We start from the raw sequence: 22,778 nt of genomic DNA, 5'->3' as shown, positions 1-22,778 counted from the left end.
TTGACTAGAGACTTATTACTTGAAATTGGTCTTGAGGAAGTACCGGCTAGATTCGTTCGTGCAGCGATGAACCAACTGAAAGAAAAAACGGAGAAGTGGCTAACTGATTCACGCATATCATTCAGTTCTGTAGAAGCTTATGCAACACCTAGAAGGCTTGCTATTCTTGTTAATGATGTAGCCGAAAAACAAGCTGACAGCAATGAGGAAGCTAAAGGTCCATCACGCAAAATTGCACAAGATGAAGCGGGCAACTGGAGTAAAGCAGCGCTTGGATTCGCGCGCAGTCAAGGTGTAGAACCGGAAGCATTATACTTTCAGGAACTAGCGGGCGTTGAATATGTGTACGCAAAGAAGAGTAGTATTGGTATTGAAACTGCTGGCCTACTTGCAGATGGACTCAGCGGTATTATTACATCGATGTCTTTCCCAAAAAATATGCGTTGGGGCAGCTATGAGCTTCGCTTTATTCGTCCGATTCGTTGGATGGTCGCATTATTCGGTCAGCATGTCATTCCGTTTGAAATTACTGGTGTAGCGACGGGTAACGTATCCCGTGGTCATCGTTTCTTAGGTGAAGATACGATTATTCCTATGCCTGCGCTTTATAAGGAAAAACTTCGTGAGCAAAATGTAATTGTTGATTTGACTGAACGTGAAGCTCTAATCGTTAAAGGAATCAATGATTTGATGCAAGAGAAGGATTGGGTTATTGCAATAAAAGAAGATCTACTTGAAGAAGTATTGTTTCTTGTAGAATATCCAAACGCATTGTTTGGTACATTTGACTCTTCATTCCTTAACATCCCGCAAGAAGTATTGATTACTTCAATGAGGGAGCATCAACGTTATTTCCCTGTTCTTGATCAATCGGGTAAGTTGTTGCCGTTCTTCGTTACAGTACGTAACGGGGACCTTCGTTCGATTGAGCTAGTGGCAAAGGGTAATGAAAAAGTGCTTCGTGCAAGGCTGTCTGATGCTAAGTTTTTCTTTGAGGAAGATCATAAGCTGACGATTGAACATGCTCTTACTAAGTTAGAGGCAATCGTTTACCATGAAGTGTTAGGAACAGTAGCGGAAAAAGTGCATCGTACAACTGCGATAGCAGAAGTTATTGCGAAAAAGCTTGTAGTGGATGAGACGGGTGTTAAAGACATTACTCGTGCTGCAGCTATTTGCAAGTTCGATTTAGTGTCTTTAATGGTTGGAGAATTTCCTGAGCTGCAAGGCGTTATGGGTGAAGATTACGCACGCAAGCTTGGAGAAAACGAGGCAGTTGCAAAAGCTGTCAATGAACATTACAAACCTAGATTCTCTGGTGATAGTGTCCCATCAGAGTTAACAGGAGCTGTTGTCAGCCTTGCTGATAAGATAGATACAATTGTAGGATGCTTCTCAATCGGCATCGTTCCTACAGGTTCACAAGATCCTTATGCCTTGCGCAGACAAGCGGCTGGTATCGTCTCTATATTGTTAGCATTTGATTTGGAGCTTGGACTAGATGATTTGTATGATATTGCTATTTCAGTACACGAGCAAAGAGGTTTGAAACGATCTGCCGATGAAATTCGTAAAGACCTAAATGACTTCTTTGCATTGCGTGTGAAAAATTGGCTCTCTGAAAAGTCGTATCGTTATGATGTAGTAGATGCGGTTATGGCAGTAGACTTCAATCGTCCAGCACTCATTGAAAGTCGTGCTGCTGCAGTACAGGTCAATTCTTCAGGAGATGCAAAGGCAGAATTCAAGCTTACAGTAGAAGCATTCAATCGTGTAAGTAACCTGGCTTCTAAAGCAACAACGTCTACAGTAGATCCCTCATTATTCGGTGAAGCTGCTGAGTCGGAATTGTACGAAGAATGGCAAGCGCAAAAAGCTGTGTTTGAAGATGCAATTGGACGTCGCGATATGATGGCTGCAGTTGCTACATTAGCTAGTCTTAAGCCTCAGATTGCCACATATTTTGACAGTGTAATGGTTATGGCTCCTGATGAAAATGTGAAAAGTAATCGTCTTGCAACATTGTTCGGAATTGCAAAAGATATATCGCAAGTTGCTGATTTTTCAAAGCTTGTCTGGTAGACCCGTCAAGCCAATTCAAGGAGGTGATGTGACATGCCAAACGTAAATAGTAAGCCGGAAGTTATCGTATATGTTGTATCCGATGCTGCTGGCGATACAGGCGAACTTGTCGTTCGTGCGGCAATCGCACAATTTCACCCCATTCAGGCAGAAATAATAAGAACGCCATTTATTACGGATGAATCGACTCTGGAGCGTATTATTGACCAAGCGAAGCAATCAAATGCTATCGTTCTTTATACGCTCGTTATGCCGCATCTTCGCGATAGTATGAGAAAGCTGACTGAAATAAGCGGAATTGCAGCGATTGATCTATTAGGTCCATTCATTGAGACGCTTGAACAGAGAACAGGCAAAAAATCTCGTCAAGAACCTGGGCTTAACCACGTTCTTGACGCTGATTATTTCCGTAAAGTTGAGGCGGTTGAATTTGCAGTAAAATATGACGATGCAAGAGATACTTCCGGGGTTCTAAAGGCTGATATTGTACTCGTTGGTGTGTCCCGCACGTCTAAGACACCGTTGTCCATGTATTTGGCCCATCAGAAGTTTAAAGTAGCTAATGTACCGTTAGTTCCGGAGCTGAAGCCTCCTGACGAGTTGTTTAAAATTGCTAAGTCTAAAATTATTGGCCTTACGATTGATACCTCTTATCTAAATGTCATTCGTAAAGAAAGACTAAAAGCGTTAGGATTGCCAAATACGGCTGCATACGCAACGACTGATCGCATCGAGAAGGAACTACATTACGCGGAAGAAGTTATGAGAAAACTTGGATGTGTAGTTATCGACGTTTCGCATAAAGCTGTAGAGGAAACGGCAAGTCTTATCATGGAATATGTTCGACTTCAGTAATGGATGTGCAGGATTTTTTTGATGAACTGCCGTATATAATAATAAGGCAACAAAAACTTTAAATGAGCGGTGATCGAAAATTAGTGCAACGAAGCAAACCATTGTTGTCGATGCGGATGCTTGTCCGGTCAAAGCGGAGATTGCGGAAACAGCTCGAGCATTTGATGTTGCAGTTTGCATGGTCGCTTCTCATGACCATCGAATGAGTCCGCAAGATGGCGTTCAGATCGTACAAGTAGATCGAAGTAGTCAGTCTGTCGACCTATATATTGTTAATCATATATCTAAGGGTGATATCGTTGTAACACAAGACTTTGGTCTGGCGTGTATTTCATTAGGTAAAGGTGCAATCGTACTTTCGCCTAGAGGCGAACAGTACACCGATGAAAATATTGACTATTTAATGGAAAGACGACATGAGAGCGCTAGAATACGGCGAAATGGCGGCAGAACAAAGGGTCCGAGGGCAATGACAACGAGCGATCGGATAACCTTTCAACAAAAGTTGACAAAAGTTTTGCTTATCGAGCAGGAGAAACATGACGTTTAGCGAATATTATACAAAATCCAAACAACTTTATGTTCCTCTCCTGCTTTGACTTAGATTCACCGTTAAATGATTCTGAATAAGTTGAAACACTTATTCAGTCGTTTGCGCATGTGTTACTAGGATGAAGGTGATGTACGATGACATACGGTAAAATACCGGAAGACGTCATTGACGCTGTTCGAAAACGTCATGACATTGTAGAAACGGTCGGGAAGTACGTTCATCTAACGAAGCAGGGAAAATATATGAAGGGGTTATGTCCATTTCATTCTGAGAAAACCCCTTCGTTTACCGTTACACCGGAATTGCAGATCTTTCATTGCTACGGTTGCGGAAAAAGTGGTAATGTCATTCGTTTTGTGGAGGAAATGGAGGGATATTCCTTTCCAGAAGCCGTCAAAATTTTGGCAGAGGAAAGTGGTATTCCGGTTACATGGGCATCACAAGATGGCGGTAATGCTTCGGCACAAGACCCGAATCGTCAAAAACTCATTGAAGCCCATGAGCTGGCCTTTAAGTTCTATCATTACTTGCTGAACAACACGAAGCAAGGAGACGGAGCCAAAAAATATCTGCGTGAACGAGGTTTGAGTGACCGATTAATTGATCATTTTATGATCGGCTACGCACCTGACGAATGGGATGTATTGGCACGCTTCTTGACAAGTAGAGGGTTCGATCCTGTTTTGATGGAGAAGGGCGGATTATTATCAGCCAAAAATGATGGCAGTGGATATGTGGATCGGTTCCGAGGTCGGATCATGTTCCCTTTGTGGGATGGCAACGGCAAACCCTCTGCATTTGGTGGAAGGATCATCACGGACGGGCAGCCAAAATATTTAAATTCTCCCGAGACGATGTTATTCACGAAGAGTAGAACATTATATAATCTGCACTTTGCGAAGCCAACCGTCAGGAAAAACAAAGGGATCGTATTGTTTGAAGGCTACATGGATGTTATTAAGTCATGGAGCGCAGGAGTATTAAATGGAGTTGCAACGATGGGTACGGCACTTACGGAAGAGCATTGTTCTATTTTGAAGCGTCATGCAGAAGAAGTTTTGCTCTGTTATGATGGCGATGATGCTGGACAAGCTGCTGCATTTAAGTCGATTCCGATGCTTCAAGCTGTAGGACTTAAAGTGCTAATTGCCATGCTGCCTAAAGGGAAAGACCCCGACGATTATATAAGTGAAAATGGTCCGGATGCATTTCTTCGAGATATTATTGATGAGCCTGTCTCCGTTACAAAATTTAAGCTTATATATTCTAGGAAAAACCATATACTGCTAAAAGAAGAAGGTCGAAAAAACTATCTTATGGAAGCAGTAGAAATTGTGGCTGAGCTCGATTCTTCTACAGAGCGTGAAGTTTATTTGAAGGAATTATCTCGTGAGTTCGATATCTCACTTGACTCCCTCAAGCAGGACTGTCATGGTATCCGTGCAGAACTGTTAAAAAAAAGACCGCGAGGGGATAATAACGACAATTCGTGGAATAATGGTAGGAATGAAAAGCGCCGTACGTCTGGAGCGCCTAAACTTCTGCCGGCCTATACGTACGCGGAGCGGAGATTGCTGCATGTAATGATGCGGGATCAGGACGTAGCATTGGCGGTTCATCATCGAATTGGCGATTCTTTTAATGTAGAGGATCATGCAGCACTTGCTGCTTATTTATACGCTTATTATGCAGGAGGCTATGAACCGGATGCCGCTCGGTTTATTGAATCCTTACATGATGTTCGTCTCGAAGAGACTGCGTCATCCATCTTAATGATGGACGGCGATATTCCTTTTGATGAGACAATAATGGATGCTTTTATAGGGACGATCCAGAAGGTGCCTTTGCTTCGGGATATTGAACACAAACGAGAAGAAATGGTGCGTGCTGAACGTGCTGGTGACGCCTTATTGGCTGCGCAATTAGGACTTGAGATTATAACCCTAGAGAGACAGCTGAAAAGTTGACTTCAAGAATGTTTCTAGGGAGGAGGGAGTCGGAACATGGCGAACGATCAACATACTGAATTAGATGCAGAACAAAAGTTAGATCAGGTCAAGGATAGTCTGATTGAGCATGGTAAAAAGAGATCTTCCTTAACGTACAAAGAAATTATCGAGAAGTTATCTCCTTTTGACCAAGATCCAGAACAGATCGATGAATTTTTCGAGCAACTCGATGATTTGGGAATTGAGGTGCTGAATGAAAATGATGAGGAAAATCCACTTCGGGCTGCTTCGGGGGAAGAACAAGAACGTGAAGGGGACGACTTCAACTTCGACGATGATCTGGCTTTGCCGCCTGGAATCAAAATCAATGACCCTGTAAGAATGTACCTGAAGGAAATCGGACGCGTGCCGCTACTTTCGGCGGATGATGAGATTGAGCTTGCGATCCGAATTGAAAATGGTGACGAAGAAGCGAAACGTAGACTTGCTGAAGCTAACCTTCGCCTTGTTGTCAGTATTGCCAAACGTTATGTAGGTAGAGGAATGTTGTTCCTTGATTTAATTCAAGAGGGTAACATGGGTCTTATTAAAGCGGTCGAAAAGTTCGATCACCAAAAGGGATTCAAATTCAGTACTTACGCAACATGGTGGATACGCCAAGCAATTACTCGTGCAATTGCCGACCAAGCTAGAACGATTAGGATTCCAGTTCATATGGTGGAAACCATCAACAAGCTTATTCGTGTTTCTCGTCAGTTGTTGCAAGAACTCGGACGCGAACCGACACCAGAAGAAATTGCAGTTGAGATGGAACTTAGCACGGAGAAAGTTCGCGAGATTATGAAGATTGCTCAAGAGCCAGTTTCATTAGAAACGCCAATTGGTGAAGAGGATGATTCACATCTTGGCGACTTTATTGAGGACCAAGAGGCATTGGCACCAGCTGATGCAGCAGCGTACGAGCTTTTGAAGGAACAATTGGAAGATGTTCTCGATACGTTGACCGAACGTGAAGAAAACGTATTACGTTTGCGTTTTGGACTTGATGATGGCCGTACCCGAACGTTGGAAGAAGTAGGTAAGGTGTTCGGCGTAACTCGTGAACGGATTAGACAGATCGAAGCAAAGGCACTTCGTAAACTTCGTCATCCGAGCCGTAGTAAACGACTAAAAGATTTCCTTGAATAATTGCATAGATTTGACAACGACCTTTCTGCTCTTGCAGCGAGGTCTTTTTTCCAACTAGGGAATGTATCGTGCTGAAAGGATATCAACTATATGAATCAGGAACGTCGGCAAATTATTGTAAGAGAGATTGATCATTGGCGGAGAAGCAAGTTGCTTCCCGATCAATATTGTGATTTTTTGCTTAATCTTTATGTTGACCCGGAAGAGCAACGAGATTCAGGTCCACCACTACATACGGTTGGCAAAGCAATAGCTGCTGTACAGAAGGCCACTGGAAAACAATGGCTGTTTACTTTTGGAACTTTTACCTTAATTTCCTTCGTTGTGCTTTATTTTAGCCGTTTTCATCCTGTATTGCAAATAGCAGTATTGGCGGCATCTGTAGTCGGTTTTCTATGGGTTGGAAAGCGTCTGCGTAACCGCAGTGAAGCGTTTAGTCTGGCATTAACGGGTATTGGCATGCTGTTGCTTTTAGGTGGTGGATTACACATACAAGAACTGCATGGATTACATCACTGGGGCTTTAGAACAGGTCTTCTTGCATTCAGTTCAATATTTTGGGTAGTGTATGGTATTATGGCTAGAATACAAGTTCTTCATCTTTGTGGCTGGTTGGCTGGACTGCTTGTCTATGGTTGGATGTTATCCAGGTTTACGGACATACCGACCTGGTATGAAATACAATTGTATTGGTTGCCGCTAGCTATATTGTTCGGTTGGAGCAGTTGGTTTTTACATCGCTGGACAAAACCAGTTTCCGGTATTTTATTTGTCACTTGTGCATTGGCATGGTTCATGCCTGAACTGTATACGTTAGTTATTGTAAAAGAATCAGTATGGCTGGAAGTTCAGCTATTAATAAAAATCGCAATCGGTGGAGGACTTCTCTTCACATTGCGAAAGCAATGGATGGTGTGGGTAGCATAATGATTAAATTATCAAAACGTCTGCAAACAATTGCAGATTATATAACGCCGAGCAATCGAGTCGCAGATATTGGCTCGGATCATGCTTTATTACCCGTATATTTGTTACAAAGCGGTAAATGCCCGTCTGCCATTGCAGGTGAGCTTAATCTTGGTCCAATGCTGGCAGCTAAAAAACAAGCGGCAGATGCTGGTTTATCTGATCGTCTAGAAGTTCGTCAAGGGGATGGATTAGCTGTATTAGCTCCAGACGAGGCGGATACAGTGACGATAGCTGGAATGGGCGGAAGCCTTATGAGCGATATTTTGGAGGCAGGTTATACTTCTGGCAAGCTTGAAGGTGTGAAGGAACTTGTTCTTCAACCTAATGTAGGCGAAGATGCTGTTCGAATATGGCTGTTAAATAGAGGATGGTTGCTTAAGGACGAAACCATTCTTGAAGAGGATGGAAAAATATATGAAGTAATACATGCTGTCTTATCTGATGATGCAGAGAAGCAAAATGAAGTGATATATGACGGTTCATTCCTTCAATTGGATTTAGAGAAACCAACATTGACGGCTCTTTTAATTCGAATGGGTCCATACTTACTGCGTAGACCTCATGAAGCTTTAGTGAAGAAGTGGCGCAGTGAGCTACAAAAATTAGAGTGGATATGTAAACAGCTTAGCGGATCTGAGCTTCCAGAATCAGCAGTAAAGAGAGATCAATTTCAAGCTGAGATGAAGTTGATTGAGGGGGTGCTGAATTGTTTGCAAACGGACAAACGGTAATTCAATATATGGAGCAGCTTGCTCCTAAACATTATGCGGTGGAAAATGATCGGATTGGACTTCAGCTAGGCACATTAAGTAAGCCGATTCCTAAGGCGCTTATAGCACTCGATGTCACTGACGAGGTTGTAGATGAAGCTATTGCTGTCGGTGCAAACTTGATTATTGCCCACCATGCCATTATCTTTAGACCAATAGCTAAGATTGATACGAATACTCCAGCTGGAAAGCTATACGAAAAGCTCATTAAAAATGATATTGCCGTATATATTTCACATACGAACTTAGATGTCGCTGATGGTGGTATTAACGATTGGTTAGCTGATCAAGTTGGTATAGAGGAAAAAGGCAGAGTTTGCTTGGAAGAGGTTCATACTGATAAGCTTTATAAGCTTGTAGTATTTGTTCCAGAAAGTCATCATGAAGCTGTGCTTGAAGCAATCTGGCGTACAGGTGCTGGTGAGATTGGTAATTATGATAACTGCAGCTTCAACATTAAAGGAACAGGAACCTTTAAGCCTGGTGAAGGTACTTCACCTTTTATTGGCTCACAAGGGAAGTTAGAGAAGGTTGATGAAGTTCGTATTGAAACGATTGTTCCTCACAGCATCCATCGCAAAACTGTGCAAGCAATGCTAAAGGCACATCCATACGAAGAAGTGGCATACGATTTGTATGCTGTTGATCTGAAGGGCAGAACGTTTGGTCTTGGACGTTCGGGTAAGCTAAAGCAGCCTTCTACGCTTGGTGAGTTGGCCGAAGGTCTAAAGAAAACATTTGATGTGCCGATGCTTCGAGTAGTTGGCCCATTGGATAAAAACATCCGCAAGGCAGCTGTATTAGGTGGCTCCGGTGCTAAATATGTTAGATACGCAGCGTTCGCAGGTGCTGATGTGCTTGTAACGGGAGATATTGATTATCATACCGCTCATGATGCATTAGCAGCGGGAATTTCTATCATCGACGCTGGTCATAACATTGAGAAGGTTATGAAGGTCAAGGTTGCGGAGTGGTTGATAGAAAAGCTGGAGGAAGGGAAATACGACACAGAAGTAGTGTCATCTTCCTTAAACACGGAGCCTTTTACCTTTATCTAGAAATAAATAGGGATTGTTCTTTTAAACTTTAAATGTTGTTAGAAATCAGGGTTGAGCTTTCTGCTCAAACCTTGTATACTTAGTTCTCTACGGAAAGTTTGACAGACAATCGCTGGCAGCCTTGTTGCTGCGAGAGGAAAGTCCGGGCTCCACAGGGCAGGATGCTGGATAACGTCCAGTCAGCGCGAGTTGAAGGATAGTGCCACAGAAATGGACCGCCGATGGCTGCGTTAGCAGCACAGGCAAGGGTGGAACCGTGGTGTAAGAGACCACGAGGAATTTAGGTGACTACGTTCCTGGTAAACCCCATCTGGAGCAAGACCGAGAGGACGCAGCAGCCCCTAAGCTGCAGCTTTAGCCCGAGGCGCGTCCGGGTTGGTTGCTGGAGCCATTCAGCAATGTATGGCCTAGATAGATGATTGTCGCTTTACAGTGGGAGGGTCGTTCCCGTTTGTACCACTAGAAGTACAGAACCCGGCTTACGGCAAACTTTCCGCACGACCTAATTAACGAAGTATTACATTATAGAAGTGACATTTGGAGAAATTCGACATTAACTCACATACAGAGAGATTGATAATACGACGACTAGAAATAGACGATTATCAGAATTGTCTTAATGAGTTTAATAAGCGTGTTCCATCTAAGCACAGACATGATTCAGGCAAGTAGGATATGAGTGAATGTACGTTTGAATGGTTTACTGGATTGGTAATATTCATCAAGAATAGGCATCGAACGATATCACTTATATATTTGGTATATTTAGAAAAGAAGACGGTGTTCATTTGGGAGCAGTCGACTTTTCCATTGGTGTTGATATGAAGCTTCTAAACATTTAGCTGAAAGCGTTGGTATGGAGTTCGAATGTATTAGAAAAAAGTTCATTTTTGAATTCAGATAATATACGGACAACCTCATCTATTACAAAAATAGTTTTTAATTGATCATTTCATACATCTACATGTATAGATAAAGCGCCTTTCATCATTTTGATGAAGAGGCGCTTTTTGTTTTGCCGAGAATTATTTCATTAGCGTCTTAACCGTTCTAATTTACGTTTTACTTGTTGTGGGAATGTCTGAAGCGCACTGCTGTACGTTGCGGCAGCATGGAGTGCTTTATCAACATCAATTTCTCCGTAACCGAAATAGATGTCTTTGCCGCTTGTTCCAAGATCACGAGCAGATACTCGCATAATTTCCATTACTTCTTTGTTCGTTAAGTCTGGATTTACAGAGCGGATTAAGCCAGCTAATGCTGCGACATGTGGACTAGCCATAGATGTCCCTGACAATGCAGCATATTGGCTTCCTGGATATGTGCTTGCGATGCTGTCTCCAGGAGCTGCTACATCGATATAATCGCCGTAGTTAGAGAAAGAAGCTTTTTCCTTTTTATTATTAGTTGCGGCTACGGCAAATACTTCTGGATATGCTGCTGGAAATCCGGGACGTTCTGTATTATCGTTGCCACTGGCTGCGACAAGTACAACATCACGATCATAGGCATATTTTATTGCATCATGGAGGAAGTCAGCTTGTGCATAGTTGCCAAGGCTCATATTGATGACCTTTGCACCATTATCAACGGCCCAAATGATACCTTGAGCCACAGAATAGGTGGAGCCAGCCCCACTGTTATCCAATACTTTAACTGGCATAATTTTGTTGAACCAAGAAACTCCTGCAACACCTTCTCCGTTATTGACGGATGCACCAATAATGCCTGCGACATGAGTGCCGTGACCAACATCGTCATTCGGCGCAGCGTCCTTGTTTACGATGTTCATGCCCTTCACAGTCCGACCTTTCAAGTCGGGATGATTGCTCTGAATGCCTGTATCTAAAACAGCGATAACTACACCTTCATCTCCTGTTGATACGGTCCAGCCTGCTTCCGCTTTGATGGAAGGTAAATTCCATTGGTACTTAGAGTATAGTGCATCATTTGGAGCAGTTGTGCTAGTTGCTTTATTATTATCATTTGTCAGATATAAGTAATGTGGTTCTACATATTCAGGATTCCAATTTTGCTCAAAATATTGCATTAAAACTTTAGTTTCAAGCGTTTTGGAGCGGAATACATAGGTATCTCCAATTTGCTGCACTGATTCCATATTAATATCTCTGTTTATTTTATCGATATCGTGTTTAGACAGTTGTTTTCTTACATGAACTACAGCATCTCGAATATGATAATGACTTGCATTGCCGTTGTCCTCGCCTGTTTTTACTGTTGTATCGATTGTTGTGTTCGGCATGACCGATTCAATGCGGTAGTTTCCTTCTGCTGGATACGGAATTAATCTTAAGTTTCTTTTTTGATGCAGCTCGACAGCTTTTAGAATATCTTGTTTGATTATGCCGACTACTCCTATTCCTATATGAGCTTTGCTTGGTTCGCCTAATACAACATAGCGGCTGCCATTTGTACCTTCAAAGGGTGGAGACTCATAGGCAGTGCCCTTTGTTACTTTAGCTGACGCTTCTGCTGCATATGTTTTGGCTATGCCTGATTTTGATTCTGGAATTTGTCCAAAATGTTTTGCTTTAGAATTAGACATCAAGCTTATATAAGTTACATGTGTATGCTCATCCATCAGCGCTTTAATTTTTTCAGAAGTTTGCTCAGGTGAGTCCTTAGCTGCATTGTTTAATACGTTCCAAAAATCCTTTTTAGTTTCAGTCATTGTAAGCAATGCAGTATTGTTCATGTCATTTTGAAGTGTTGAAAGTTTAAGCATCTGTTCCTTATTTGCTGTTGATGACATCGATTGAGGTTGTTCCTTATTTTTTGATGGTGTAAAAATAAGTACTGCGGGAATTAGCAGTGCTGCTGCGGCGACAATGGCACCTGTTGTTAACCATGATTTGCGCATTCGGCATCTCCTCCAGTAATAAGTGATTAAGCAAACATCTTATAGTTAGGTTCCGATTGTAGGGATGAAATTATGCGGACAAATCAGTAAACGCCAGTACCGTTTCAATGGAATATGTGGTACGATATTGGTGTTTATAGTTTTTTGTTTGGAATTAGGAAAGGGGATTCACCACCATGCCATCAACTAATGTCAAAGCGTTAACTGAAACGACGCGCGAAAAGCTTAAAGGGGCGATTGCTCAGGTTGAACCATTTTTGAATAATTATGCGTTGTCTCAATTGACCGGAGAGGATGGAGGAGAAGGAGCCGAACTTTTTTATAAAGGCTTATTGTCCGATCTTCGTCATTTGTTGGTATATTCTGAAGTTACCAACGAGAAATTGGGCGTATTGCTCAGAAGGCCTAATTTCGATACCGATTCTGGAGAACGTGTATTATACGAAGTTTACCATCATTGTGTAAACGCCTTTTTCTATCCTAAAAACGAATGTTACTCTGAAGATGGCCGTTATGCATACACAGGTCAAGATGCTATTCGCTTCAGATACAAACCAATTCGTGAAGCGCGCAATGTCGTGCTTAGCATATCGAAAATTTATGAAGAGCTGCGCGATGATTTGTCCTATTACGAAAGCGATTATATGACTCAACGTCGTATGCAAGGACAAAAATAAGGCAGAATGAATCACTTCCGCTCGAGGGACACTGAGTAGCGGAGGTGATTTTTTTATGCCACAAGGCGTAACTTGTAGTGTAGCTAATTGTCATTTTTGGAAGGAAGGCAATAACTGCGGAGCAAAAGAAATAAAAATCGATATCGATCAGCATTCATCTCATTCTTTCCATGAAGAATTTGCGGGTGATGATCTTGGTTTGTTTCACCAAGATCAAGCGGAGCAATCTGCTGCTACTTGTTGCCACACCTTTAAACCGAAGGAGTGAATAACGAATGAAACAAATTGATGATCATAACGATGAACATGTAAGCAGTGCTCATAAAAGCGAATATGAAAAAAGCTTTAGGCCAACAAATAGTGGCTTACCGAGTCAGTTACCCAATGTTAATGAAGAAATGGGTGCAGAGTTTGCTCACGGCTTACCAGTCACTCTAACAAACCGAGATGTAAATCGTACTGAAGCAATTACAGAAGAAGTTGAAGCAGACACCAGTGGAGGGGCATTAGGCTTTGTGTCACTTTTGTTCGCCATTGCTTCAATGTTTATCTGGCCGGTACTAATGGGTGCGACAGCTGCAGTGCTTGGTTATGTCGCTTATCGTCAAGGTTCGCGAGCACTTGGTGGCTGGGCAATGACGATCGGAATAATTGCAGTTACATTTAATATCATTCTTGTACCCTTATATTATGCATTAACGTAATAAGTTGGACTTGCCTCCTCCCCTGACAAGGGGAGGGTTTTTGCTTTCAGTTACTTTGGATTCCATTTATGATAGAATAGTAGGTCAACTATCAATAGAGTGATTCCATAATGATGCCGGAGGGAAAACATGATTATTGAAATGTCGAATGTATCGTGGGAACGTGGAGATCAAACGATTATAAACAATATCAATTGGTCAGTTCATAATAAGGAGCACTGGTGCTTATTAGGACTAAACGGTTCTGGAAAAACGACGCTGCTGAATTTAATAAATGGCTACATATGGCCGACTACGGGTAATATCAATGTGCTTGGACACACATTTGGCGAATATGATTTACGCATTTTACGGAAAAGCATTGGCTGGGTAAGTACGTCGATGCAGCAACGACTGCATGGGAGTGAACGGGCACTTCCCATTGTATTAAGCGGCAAACATGCCACCATTGGTATATATGATTCATATGATGCTGCTGATTGGAGCAGGGCTGAAGCGCTTATGGAAACTTTTGGATGTAGTAGCCTGAAAAATCGTACATACGATACCCTTTCACAAGGTGAGCGTCAACGCGTGCTAATCGCAAGAGCGTTAATGAATGATCCAAAACTACTCATTTTGGATGAGCCATGTACTGGTTTAGATTTATTCGCAAGAGAACAATTACTACAAATGATATCATCTATTGCTAGCGAGGAAAGTGCACCTACTCTCATTTATGTGACACATCATATAGAAGAAATATTGCCCTGCTTCAAAAATGCGTTGCTATTAAAGCAAGGTGAGGTCTATGGAGCAGATCGGACAGATTATTTATTTACATCGCAACGTATGAGCGGCTTTTTTGATGTGCCGGTACAGATTGAAGTGAAGGACGAGAGATATTGGCTGACGGTCAAAGGTGATGAATGGAACAAGTAACCATACAAACATCAAGACTTAAGCAGATTAAGTTATGGTTTCACAGACGATATCGTGTAAGGCATGATCGTGAGGGCAAAGTAACTCGTATGGCAGCTGGTGCTGCTTCTTTATTCAGCATGCTCGCTATGGCTATTGCAATTTTCGGTATTCCGACAGGTTTAGGAACTTTTTTGGATATGCTTCTTCTATCATCAGTGAATGTAGCTTTAATGATAATTGTAACGTATTGTCTTGCTTATCTCTTTTCTATGTTCTATTTGCCGTTACCACGTCGTTTATTAGCGATATGGACCTATATCTTTATTCAAATGTACATTATTTTGTATTTAACCGAACTTGGTGTGGAAATGTCATTATGTCTCAGCTTGCTGTATTCAACCTGCGCAATTTTATTTGGTTTTATGATTTCCGGACTAATCAGTAGTAGGATGAGACAGATCCCTAAAATAATGATTGTTGGGATGACAGCGGCATTTATCGGTGTGCTTAGTGTTTTCTCGGAATGGCCAACACCAGAACCTCTACCATCACGTTCCGTTGATGAGGTGAAGATACCGTCCACAATCGTAAAGGAAATGACTTCAGATCCTTCCGTTAAGGGTGATTATAAGGTTCAATCATTCAATTATGGTAGCGGAAATGATAAGCACCGTTCTATATTCGGTAACGAGACGGATGTACTTTCGACATCAGTAGATGCATCAAAATATATTACAGAATGGTCGAAGCTCAAAAAGCTATTTTGGGGATTCGATGAGCGGGCCATTCCCATCAACGGCAGAGTGTGGATGCCAGTTGGAGAAGGGGAATTCCCGTTAGTATTAATCGTTCATGGCAATCATCTTATGGAATATTTCTCGGATGGTGGCTATAGTTATTTAGGGGAATTACTTGCAAGTCGAGGGATGATAGCTGTTTCGGTTGATGCTAATTTTTTCAACTTTTCAGTTTGGTCAAGTTTGCCGAATGATGATATGAAAATGAGAGCATGGTTGATGCTGAAGCATTTACAACATTTTCAAAACATGGATATCGGTCTTATTGCGAATAATCCACTTCAAGGAAGGGTTGATTGGGCTAAAGTTGCTTTAATTGGTCATTCCAGAGGAGGGCAGGCTGTTGCGATGGCAGCAGACAAAAATCGTTGGTTTGCCGAAGATAAGTCATTTGCTAGTTTAGATGAGGTGAATATTGAGTCGGTAGTTGCAATAGCCCCAACAGATAAAGTGGTGGATGACAAATCAGCGAACTTAAGCAATATAAATTATTTAACGATTCAAGGTGCAAGAGATGCTGATGTTAATGTTTTTTATGGAGATCGGCAATATAATAGGACGACGTTCAGTGAGCAATCAGAAAAGTTTAAAGCATCGCTTTATATAGGCAATGCTAATCATAGTCAGTTTAATGCAGACTGGGGTAGAATGGACGAACGGTTGCCAGGTGGAATATTACTAAATAATGTAGGAATGCTTGAGCCTGAGAGTCAGCGTCAAATTGCGAAAGTATATATTTCCGCTTTTTTAGAGGCTACTCTCCATAATAAGTCAGAATACAAAGCTCTATTTCAGGACTATAGAAGTGGTGCTGGATGGCTTCCCGATACGAAATATGTTGGCAAATATGAGGGAGCTGAATTTAAAGAGATTAATCGGTTCGAATCCAGTAATTCTAAGTTAACGACAACAAGTGGAATAGGCTTTTTCAAAAATGAAATCGTATCTGCTTTAGATCGGGATGGAAATAGTAAAGGGACTAAAGGTGTCGTTCTGCAATGGGATAAAGCGGGGGCAACATATGAGATCCAATTAACTACTGAATTAAATAATCGACTTGGTGATTTAAGTGGAGGGAATTTAGTTTTTTCTATCGCGAATATGGAGTGGGAACTTTTGGCTTCTTATAATGAAGAAACAAATTCAAAAGATACCGAAAAAGTGGGAAATTCTCCTTCAAAAGAGTTGCAGATGCTGCCCTCTTTGCCAGAATTAGAGATTGTCATTACTAATCATGCGGGACAAGAAACAAGCTTAAACTTAAATGATTTTATGCCGGTACAATCTCCCATGTATGCATCATTTCTTTCGATGGGATTTTTGGAGCATTATGTGAAAGATAATAAATATAAACACGCTGCTGAGGCAGCAATGCATACTTATATAATTCCGGTTGAAAGTTTCATTAAAGAAGGGGATTCAAATGCTGTCGATACAGCTGATAACAATTCTGATCAAGAAATGAAATCGATTGTGTTTCGTTTTAAAAATAATCTAGGTAAAGTAATGATCGATGATATCGGTTTTATGCCACAAGGAGGTTCTTATGTCGAATACAACTAATGAATGGCAGCAAGAGCAGCTGCGCGTGGATCAGTTAAGTGACGTTATTAGAGAACGAATTTTATATTTACAAAATCAAATTAGTGGCTCCAAAAGTGAGATCGTCGATGTCCGCAAAAATTTTTGGGACGATGTAACGGTTAACTTGGAAGATGCTGCCGAAGCAGCGGAAACATTCGCAAGTATGAAGCAACAAGCAGAGATTTTGTCCGAAAGGGAAAGAAGCTACCGGCACATGGAGCAACAGCTTACTACGTTGCTTAGATTACAGCAATCGCCCTATTTCGGGAGAATCGATATTAAGGAAGATGGCAGTTCGAATAGGGATATAGAACCGGTATATCTCGGAATTGGTTCTTTGCTGGATGATACTGGCGAAAATTATCTCATTTATGATTGGAGAGCTCCCGTATCAAGCCTTTATTATGATTTTAGTCCTGGTCCAATTGAATATGAGACACCAGGTGGGAATGTTCGTGGTGAGATGACATTAAAGCGTCAATATATTATTCGAGATGGCCAAATTAAAAGCATGTTCGATACAGGCGTAACAATTGGTGATGAACTGTTGCAGCAGGTGCTTGGCAGGCAATCTGACGCACAGATGAAAAGTATAGTGGCTACTATTCAGCAAGAGCAGAATCGGATTATCCGAAATGAAAAATCGAAGTTGCTTATTGTCCAGGGAGCGGCGGGCAGTGGGAAAACATCAGCAGCTCTACAACGTGTTGCGTATTTGTTATACCGACATCGGGGATCACTTCAAGCACATCAAATCGTATTATTTTCGCCGAATCCATTGTTCAATAGTTACATTTCAACTGTCCTTCCAGAACTTGGCGAACAAAATATGGGCCAAACAACGTACCAACAGTATTTGGAGCATCGATTAGGTAAAGACTTTGCGCTGGAAGATCCGTTTACACAAATGGAATATACTCTTACAGCCTATAATGATGATGGTTATAGAGCTAGAATAGATAGCATTTCATACAAGTCCGAAGTGGCTTATATGGAGCTTATGGACGTTTACACTGCGGCACTTGGTCAATCCGGCCTCCTTTTTTCTTCGATCATGTTTAGAGGTCGTGCATTAATAAGAAAAGATGCGATTGCCGAGCACTTTTACTCCTTGGATCGAAGTGTTTCCATCCCTAATCGGCTAAAAACAGTAACGAATTGGTTGCTTAAGGAGCTAACGCGATTAGCAAAGCTTGAAGTGAAGAAGCAGTGGGTGGAAGAGGAGATAGAACTTCTTGACGCGGATGTCTATACGGAGGCGTACCAAGAGCTTAGACAAAATAATAAGTTTACGGAGACGTCATTTGAAGATTTCCAGTCAGAACATGTATTTCTTGCGAATAAGATTGTGCAGGAGAAGTTTAAGATACTTAGAAAAAGAGTCAAGTTAGGAAGGTTCTTAAATGTACCAGCGATCTATAAAGCTCTGTTTAAAGGAAGTGAAGAAGTTCAATCGTTATTGCAGAAGGCAGCAAGGAATTCCATTAAAGTTCCTAGCAACTGGGATGCGATCGGAAGCCAAACATTGTCGAGTTTGGAAGGGGGCGTAATGCCCTATGAGGATGCTACTCCATATTTGTATTTGAGGGAGAAACTTGAGGGGTTCCAAACGAATACAACGGTTAAGCATGTATTTATCGATGAAGCGCAAGACTACTCAGCGTTCCAATATCATTATTTGAGAAAAATATTTCCTAATTGCAAAATGACAGTACTAGGTGATTATAATCAATCTATCTTTGCACATGCGGGTTCAGGGAACATTTTCCATACATTATCCACGCTATATGATACAACAGAAACGGAACAAATTATTTTGCATCGGAGTTATCGTTCTACTCGTCAAATCGTGGAGTTTACGAGTAGCATAATATCTGGCGGAGATCAAATTCAGCCGTTTAATCGCAACGGTAGTGAGCCAGTCATAGTGAAGTTTGAAAATGACTCTGAAATGATCGCAACAATTGGCAAGCAGTTAAATGAATGGATAGAGTCTGGATACGATTCTGTTGCGCTTATTTGTAAAACTGCTGCAGAGAGCAAAGAAGTAAGTGAACAGTTGTCGGATAGTTGTCCGCAACTAAAACTTATTGAAAAAGAAACGGTAACATTCCAGAAAGGAATTGTCGTCATACCGTCTTATTTGGCGAAAGGCGTGGAGTTTGATGCTGTCATCATTTGTAATGCATCAAGCGATGTATATTCGCTAGAGAACGAAAGAAAATTATTCTACACCGCTTGTACCCGTGCCATGCATGAGCTGCAACTTTTCTATCGGGGTGAATTGACACCCTTTTTACAATAAAGAAATATCAAAAGTTTCTATTTGCGTATAACAGGCCATATGTCATGGACATCAACTTGAAGCTCCGAGGCGATCAGCTCAGCTGTTAGCCTTTGGGGCTTTTCAATTTTACCATTGCGAAGTTTTGATATCGTTTGTTGAGAAATTCCGGTAGCTATTGATAGTTGACCAGTAGATATGTCTCTTTTAGCCATCCAAATTTTAAGTTTCATTGCTGAATCTGTTTCTGCATCTATTGGACGCAAATCCCAAATGACAAAAGCAAACTCATTACTTTGATTATAACCGTTCAATATGGGGGTAATCGTCAGCTCAAGCTCAAGCTGTACGCCACTGAGCTTGCTCGTGTGTAAAGTGATGTTCTGCTCTTGTGTAGTATTTGAAATCGCCTCCATAATCGACAACACATGTTGTCGTTCGTGTTCTGCAAGAAACTGCAACAGTGATATGTCATTAGGAGAATGATCCGGTTCTAGCAACAAGGACGTCATCATATCTCGCAGGAATCGAATATGTAGATGTTTATCGATGATGCCGCCTAATATCACTTTGCCCTTTTCAAGCTGCTTATTTATCCATAAATTTGCGGTCAGATCCTGAACGATTATAAACGCTCTTTTCTTATTGCTTTTATGATCATTTGATAAAGGTATTTGTTCTATGCGAACAGTTAATGCTTCACTTGATCTAGTCGCTATAGTAACTTCACTTTTAATTAGCCGTCTAGTCAAATCAATATAATAATTGTCCGTAATGAATGAGCTTTTTGTTAATTTGATGTTATCAATCGTTTCCCCAACTAATAGAGAGTACGCCTCGTTAGCATCCTCGATCTTCACGATACCATCTTGCTGGGACAAAATTAACATAGGCTGATCAAGTAATTGAAATAATTGTTTATGGATCGACAAATTAGGGCACCTCTTACTTTAAACACTCGTTTGATAGAACTAAAGTATAGAATAAGGGGCTATCCTAAACAAGAAACAATAAATGGGGTTTTTTCACTTCTTTTGTCGTTTCTTTAATATTTTAAACTTCATAGCATGAAGTGGGCTTATACGTAGCATTACGAGTGTTGAGCTCGTTTTGCCCGTCCTAATTGGCTCATAGAGAACTTTATTACTAGACCATTTCCCGATAATATTAGTGCGAGCCATTCCATAGGGATGTTGTTATTGGATATGTATTTGAACAGGGAGGAACATCAAGTGAACTATTGCAGCATCGAAGGCTGTTCAAAGCCTATCAAAGCCAAATGTTTATGTGCGATGCATCATCAAAGAAAGCTGCGGCACGGCGATCCATTTGTGGTTAGACCTTTACGTGTTAAGAAAACTGTCAATTGCAAATGGGTGAAATGTGAAGAAAACGCCAAAACAAAAGGCTATTGCTCTAAACACTACTATATTCAACGAGTTATGAGTTTAGTTTAATGAAATAGGGCGATGAAAATCACGTCGAAACGTGAGGTATTATGACACAGACCTACTGTGACAAGTGATGTTCTATGAAAATGGACTGTTTTTTTTCACAGAAGTATGTATAATAAGCGTAATTACTTTTTTTGGGAGGTGAAGCTGCGATTGATTGAGACGTTGCTGTATGGATTATCTGAGAAAGATCTGTACTTATTCAATCAAGGTTCCTCTTATCATAGCTATCGATTTATGGGAGCCCATCCCATCGTTTGGGATGGAATCGAAGGTGTGAGATTTACTGTATGGGCACCTCAAGCATCTGAAGTACGCGTAATTGGCGGGTTCAATGACTGGGAGGGAAATCTGCACAGTATGATTCGGATTGGAACAACTGGCATATTTACACTCTTTATTCCTGAACTGTTTGAAGGTGAATTGTACAAGTATGAGTTAACGACAAGTGATAGTATAACAATTCGTAAAGCAGATCCCTTCGCTTTCCTCACAGAGCTCAGGCCAGGGACTGCGTCTGTCGTTACGAAATTAGCTAGCTTCACTTGGGGCGATGAAGATTGGTTGCAGCATAAAAAGCGAAATAAACCGTATACGAATCCACTTCTCATCTATGAGGTTCATGCAGGATCTTGGAAGATCAAAGGCAAGGAGTTGTTTTATACCTACGAAGAGCTCGCTGCTGATCTCATTCCCTATGTGAAGGATATGGGCTATACACACATAGAGCTAATGCCTGTTATGGAGCATCCTCTAGATCAATCATGGGGTTACCAGATCACTGGTTTCTATAGCGCCACAAGCCGATATGGGACACCAAACGGGCTGATGCATTTCATCGACTGCTGCCACCAAAATGATATTGGTATTATACTTGACTGGGTTCCCGGTCATTTCTGCAAAGATAATCATGGACTTCGACTGTTTGACGGCACACCTCTTTTTGAGGGCTGGGATGATAATCGTGCAGAACTTCCGCAATGGGGGACATTGTCCTTCGATTTTTCTAGAAAAGAAGTAGTTAGCTTCCTCATTTCCAACGCAATTTTTTGGATGGACATCTATCATATTGACGGATTACGAGTAGACGCCGTCGCCAATATGCTCAACTTGCATATGGATAAACCACACCACATGTACACCTACAACGAATTTGGCGGTAGAGACAACCTAGACGCTCTACGCTTCCTCAAGAAACTCAACGAGACTGTATTTCACTATTTTCCCGAAACACTCATGCTGGCAGAGGATTCCTCCGCATGGCCAGCTGTTACTTCACCGACCTACATGGGAGGCCTTGGATTTAATTTCAAATGGAATATGGGCTGGATGAATGACATGCTTCGTTACATGGAGCTGGACCCTAGCGAAAGACCTCATAATCATCATCTGATCACATTCTCTTTGTGCTACGCTTTCTCAGAAAACTATATTCTGCCACTATCTCATGATGAAGTTGTACATGGGAAGAAGTCACTTTTAAACAAAATGCCAGGCTCCTATGAGGAGAAATTTGAACAGCTCAAACTATTGTACGGTTATTGGATGACGCATCCAGGCAAAAAGCTTCTGTTTATGGGGAGCGAATGGGGGCAATTCGATGAGTGGAAAGATGGTGACATGCTTGATTGGATGGTTTTGCAATATGACTCTCACCGCAAGATGCAACATTTCGTAAAAACCCTCAATCAAACCTATCGCTCATTGCCTTCTCTTTGGGAGAGGGACAGTGATCCAGAAACTTTTAATTGGATAGATGTTCATAATTGGGAGCAATCAGTCATATCCTTTATTCGTTGTGGCTTTTCAAGCATTTCCATCATCGTTGCAAACTTCTCCAGAAATGACTATCACGATTACCGTATTGGTGTTCCTGAGCCAGGCAATTATTGCTCACTTATACATAGCAACGATGTTCAATTTGGCGGAGGGGTAACACAAGCCAGGGACTGCTACGTTAGCGAAGAAATTATGTGGCATGGTCGCGAACAAAGTATTTCCATTCATTTACCCCCACTCACATTTCTGCTGCTTATTCCACAAATGGGGGACACAATTTAAGAAGGAGTT

General features: G+C 41.5%; 17 protein-coding genes and 1 other RNA gene. 16 read left to right on the top strand and 2 right to left on the bottom strand.

Going from position 1 to position 22,778, the window contains the following annotated elements; genetic code table 11:
* From glyS to rnpB, 9 genes are all read left to right on the top strand, one after another.
* Positions 1-2,082 carry a glycine--tRNA ligase subunit beta gene (gene glyS / locus MFF31_RS20630; protein ID WP_238190582.1) on the top strand — a complete coding sequence of 694 codons (2,082 nt, stop codon included), beginning with the start codon at positions 1-3 and terminating at the stop codon, positions 2,080-2,082.
* 33 nt (positions 2,083-2,115) lie between these two features.
* Positions 2,116-2,937 carry a pyruvate, water dikinase regulatory protein gene (locus MFF31_RS20625; RefSeq protein ID WP_238190580.1) on the top strand — a complete coding sequence of 274 codons (822 nt, stop codon included), beginning with the start codon at positions 2,116-2,118 and terminating at the stop codon, positions 2,935-2,937.
* Positions 2,938-3,016: 79 nt separating this feature from the next.
* Positions 3,017-3,487 carry a YaiI/YqxD family protein gene (locus MFF31_RS20620; protein WP_238192172.1) on the top strand — a complete coding sequence of 157 codons (471 nt, stop codon included), beginning with the start codon at positions 3,017-3,019 and terminating at the stop codon, positions 3,485-3,487.
* A gap of 137 nt (positions 3,488-3,624) precedes the next feature.
* The gene (gene dnaG, locus MFF31_RS20615; RefSeq protein WP_238190578.1) at positions 3,625-5,457 is read left to right on the top strand and encodes a DNA primase; all 1,833 of its coding nucleotides are present in this window, start codon (positions 3,625-3,627) and stop codon (positions 5,455-5,457) included.
* 36 nt (positions 5,458-5,493) lie between these two features.
* Positions 5,494-6,627: an RNA polymerase sigma factor RpoD gene (rpoD, locus tag MFF31_RS20610; protein ID WP_238190576.1), complete on the top strand. Its 1,134-nt coding sequence runs from the start codon at positions 5,494-5,496 to the stop codon at positions 6,625-6,627.
* A 90-nt stretch (positions 6,628-6,717) separates the two neighbouring features.
* The gene (locus tag MFF31_RS20605; RefSeq protein ID WP_238190574.1) at positions 6,718-7,554 is read left to right on the top strand and encodes a hypothetical protein; all 837 of its coding nucleotides are present in this window, start codon (positions 6,718-6,720) and stop codon (positions 7,552-7,554) included.
* Entirely contained in the window at positions 7,554-8,327 is a 774-nt protein-coding gene (locus tag MFF31_RS20600; protein ID WP_238190572.1) for a tRNA (adenine(22)-N(1))-methyltransferase, read from the top strand. Before MFF31_RS20605 ends, MFF31_RS20600 begins: the two co-directional genes overlap by 1 nt.
* Entirely contained in the window at positions 8,303-9,424 is a 1,122-nt protein-coding gene (locus MFF31_RS20595; RefSeq protein WP_238190570.1) for a Nif3-like dinuclear metal center hexameric protein, read from the top strand. The genes MFF31_RS20600 and MFF31_RS20595 overlap by 25 nt, the downstream gene beginning before the upstream one ends.
* A 93-nt stretch (positions 9,425-9,517) precedes the next feature.
* Positions 9,518-9,921: RNase P RNA component class A (gene rnpB / locus MFF31_RS20590), an RNA gene on the top strand.
* A 536-nt stretch (positions 9,922-10,457) separates the two neighbouring features.
* Here the strand turns inward: rnpB and MFF31_RS20580 are convergent.
* Positions 10,458-12,305 carry a S8 family peptidase gene (locus MFF31_RS20580; protein WP_238190569.1) on the bottom strand — a complete coding sequence of 616 codons (1,848 nt, stop codon included), beginning with the start codon at positions 12,303-12,305 and terminating at the stop codon, positions 10,458-10,460.
* A 176-nt stretch (positions 12,306-12,481) separates the two neighbouring features.
* On the opposite strand from MFF31_RS20580, the gene MFF31_RS20575 reads away from it, so the two are divergent.
* The 6 genes from MFF31_RS20575 (at position 12,482) to helD (ending at position 19,275) form a co-directional block, all read left to right on the top strand.
* Positions 12,482-12,982 (top strand): YpuI family protein, encoded by a 501-nt coding sequence (locus MFF31_RS20575; protein WP_238190567.1) that lies wholly within the window; start codon positions 12,482-12,484, stop codon positions 12,980-12,982.
* Positions 12,983-13,037: 55 nt separating this feature from the next.
* Positions 13,038-13,250 (top strand): DUF1540 domain-containing protein, encoded by a 213-nt coding sequence (locus MFF31_RS20570; protein ID WP_238190565.1) that lies wholly within the window; start codon positions 13,038-13,040, stop codon positions 13,248-13,250.
* A gap of 7 nt (positions 13,251-13,257) precedes the next feature.
* The gene (locus MFF31_RS20565; protein ID WP_238190563.1) at positions 13,258-13,686 is read left to right on the top strand and encodes a hypothetical protein; all 429 of its coding nucleotides are present in this window, start codon (positions 13,258-13,260) and stop codon (positions 13,684-13,686) included.
* A gap of 129 nt (positions 13,687-13,815) precedes the next feature.
* The gene (locus MFF31_RS20560; RefSeq protein WP_238190561.1) at positions 13,816-14,607 is read left to right on the top strand and encodes an ABC transporter ATP-binding protein; all 792 of its coding nucleotides are present in this window, start codon (positions 13,816-13,818) and stop codon (positions 14,605-14,607) included.
* Positions 14,595-16,949, top strand: a complete 2,355-nt coding sequence (locus MFF31_RS20555; protein WP_238190560.1) for a poly(ethylene terephthalate) hydrolase family protein — start codon at positions 14,595-14,597, stop codon at positions 16,947-16,949. Before MFF31_RS20560 ends, MFF31_RS20555 begins: the two co-directional genes overlap by 13 nt.
* On the top strand, positions 16,933-19,275 hold the full coding sequence (gene helD / locus MFF31_RS20550) for an RNA polymerase recycling motor HelD (RefSeq protein WP_238190559.1): 2,343 nt from the start codon (positions 16,933-16,935) through the stop codon (positions 19,273-19,275). Before MFF31_RS20555 ends, helD begins: the two co-directional genes overlap by 17 nt.
* A gap of 17 nt (positions 19,276-19,292) precedes the next feature.
* On the opposite strand, the gene MFF31_RS20545 is transcribed toward helD, so the two are convergent.
* A complete protein-coding gene (locus MFF31_RS20545; RefSeq protein WP_238190558.1) occupies positions 19,293-20,186 on the bottom strand; it encodes a helix-turn-helix domain-containing protein in 894 nt (297 codons plus the stop codon).
* 675 nt (positions 20,187-20,861) lie between these two features.
* Between MFF31_RS20545 and glgB the strand changes: the two genes are divergently transcribed.
* Positions 20,862-22,769 (top strand): 1,4-alpha-glucan branching protein GlgB, encoded by a 1,908-nt coding sequence (gene glgB / locus MFF31_RS20540; protein WP_238190557.1) that lies wholly within the window; start codon positions 20,862-20,864, stop codon positions 22,767-22,769.
* Positions 22,770-22,778: the final 9 nt, after the last annotated feature.

This window comes from Paenibacillus sp. L3-i20, assembly GCF_022180385.2.
Classification (GTDB): Bacteria; Bacillota; Bacilli; order Paenibacillales; family Paenibacillaceae; genus Pristimantibacillus.
The sequence above is the reverse complement of the archived record's forward strand: the minus strand, read 5'-3'. Positions and strand labels throughout refer to the sequence as shown.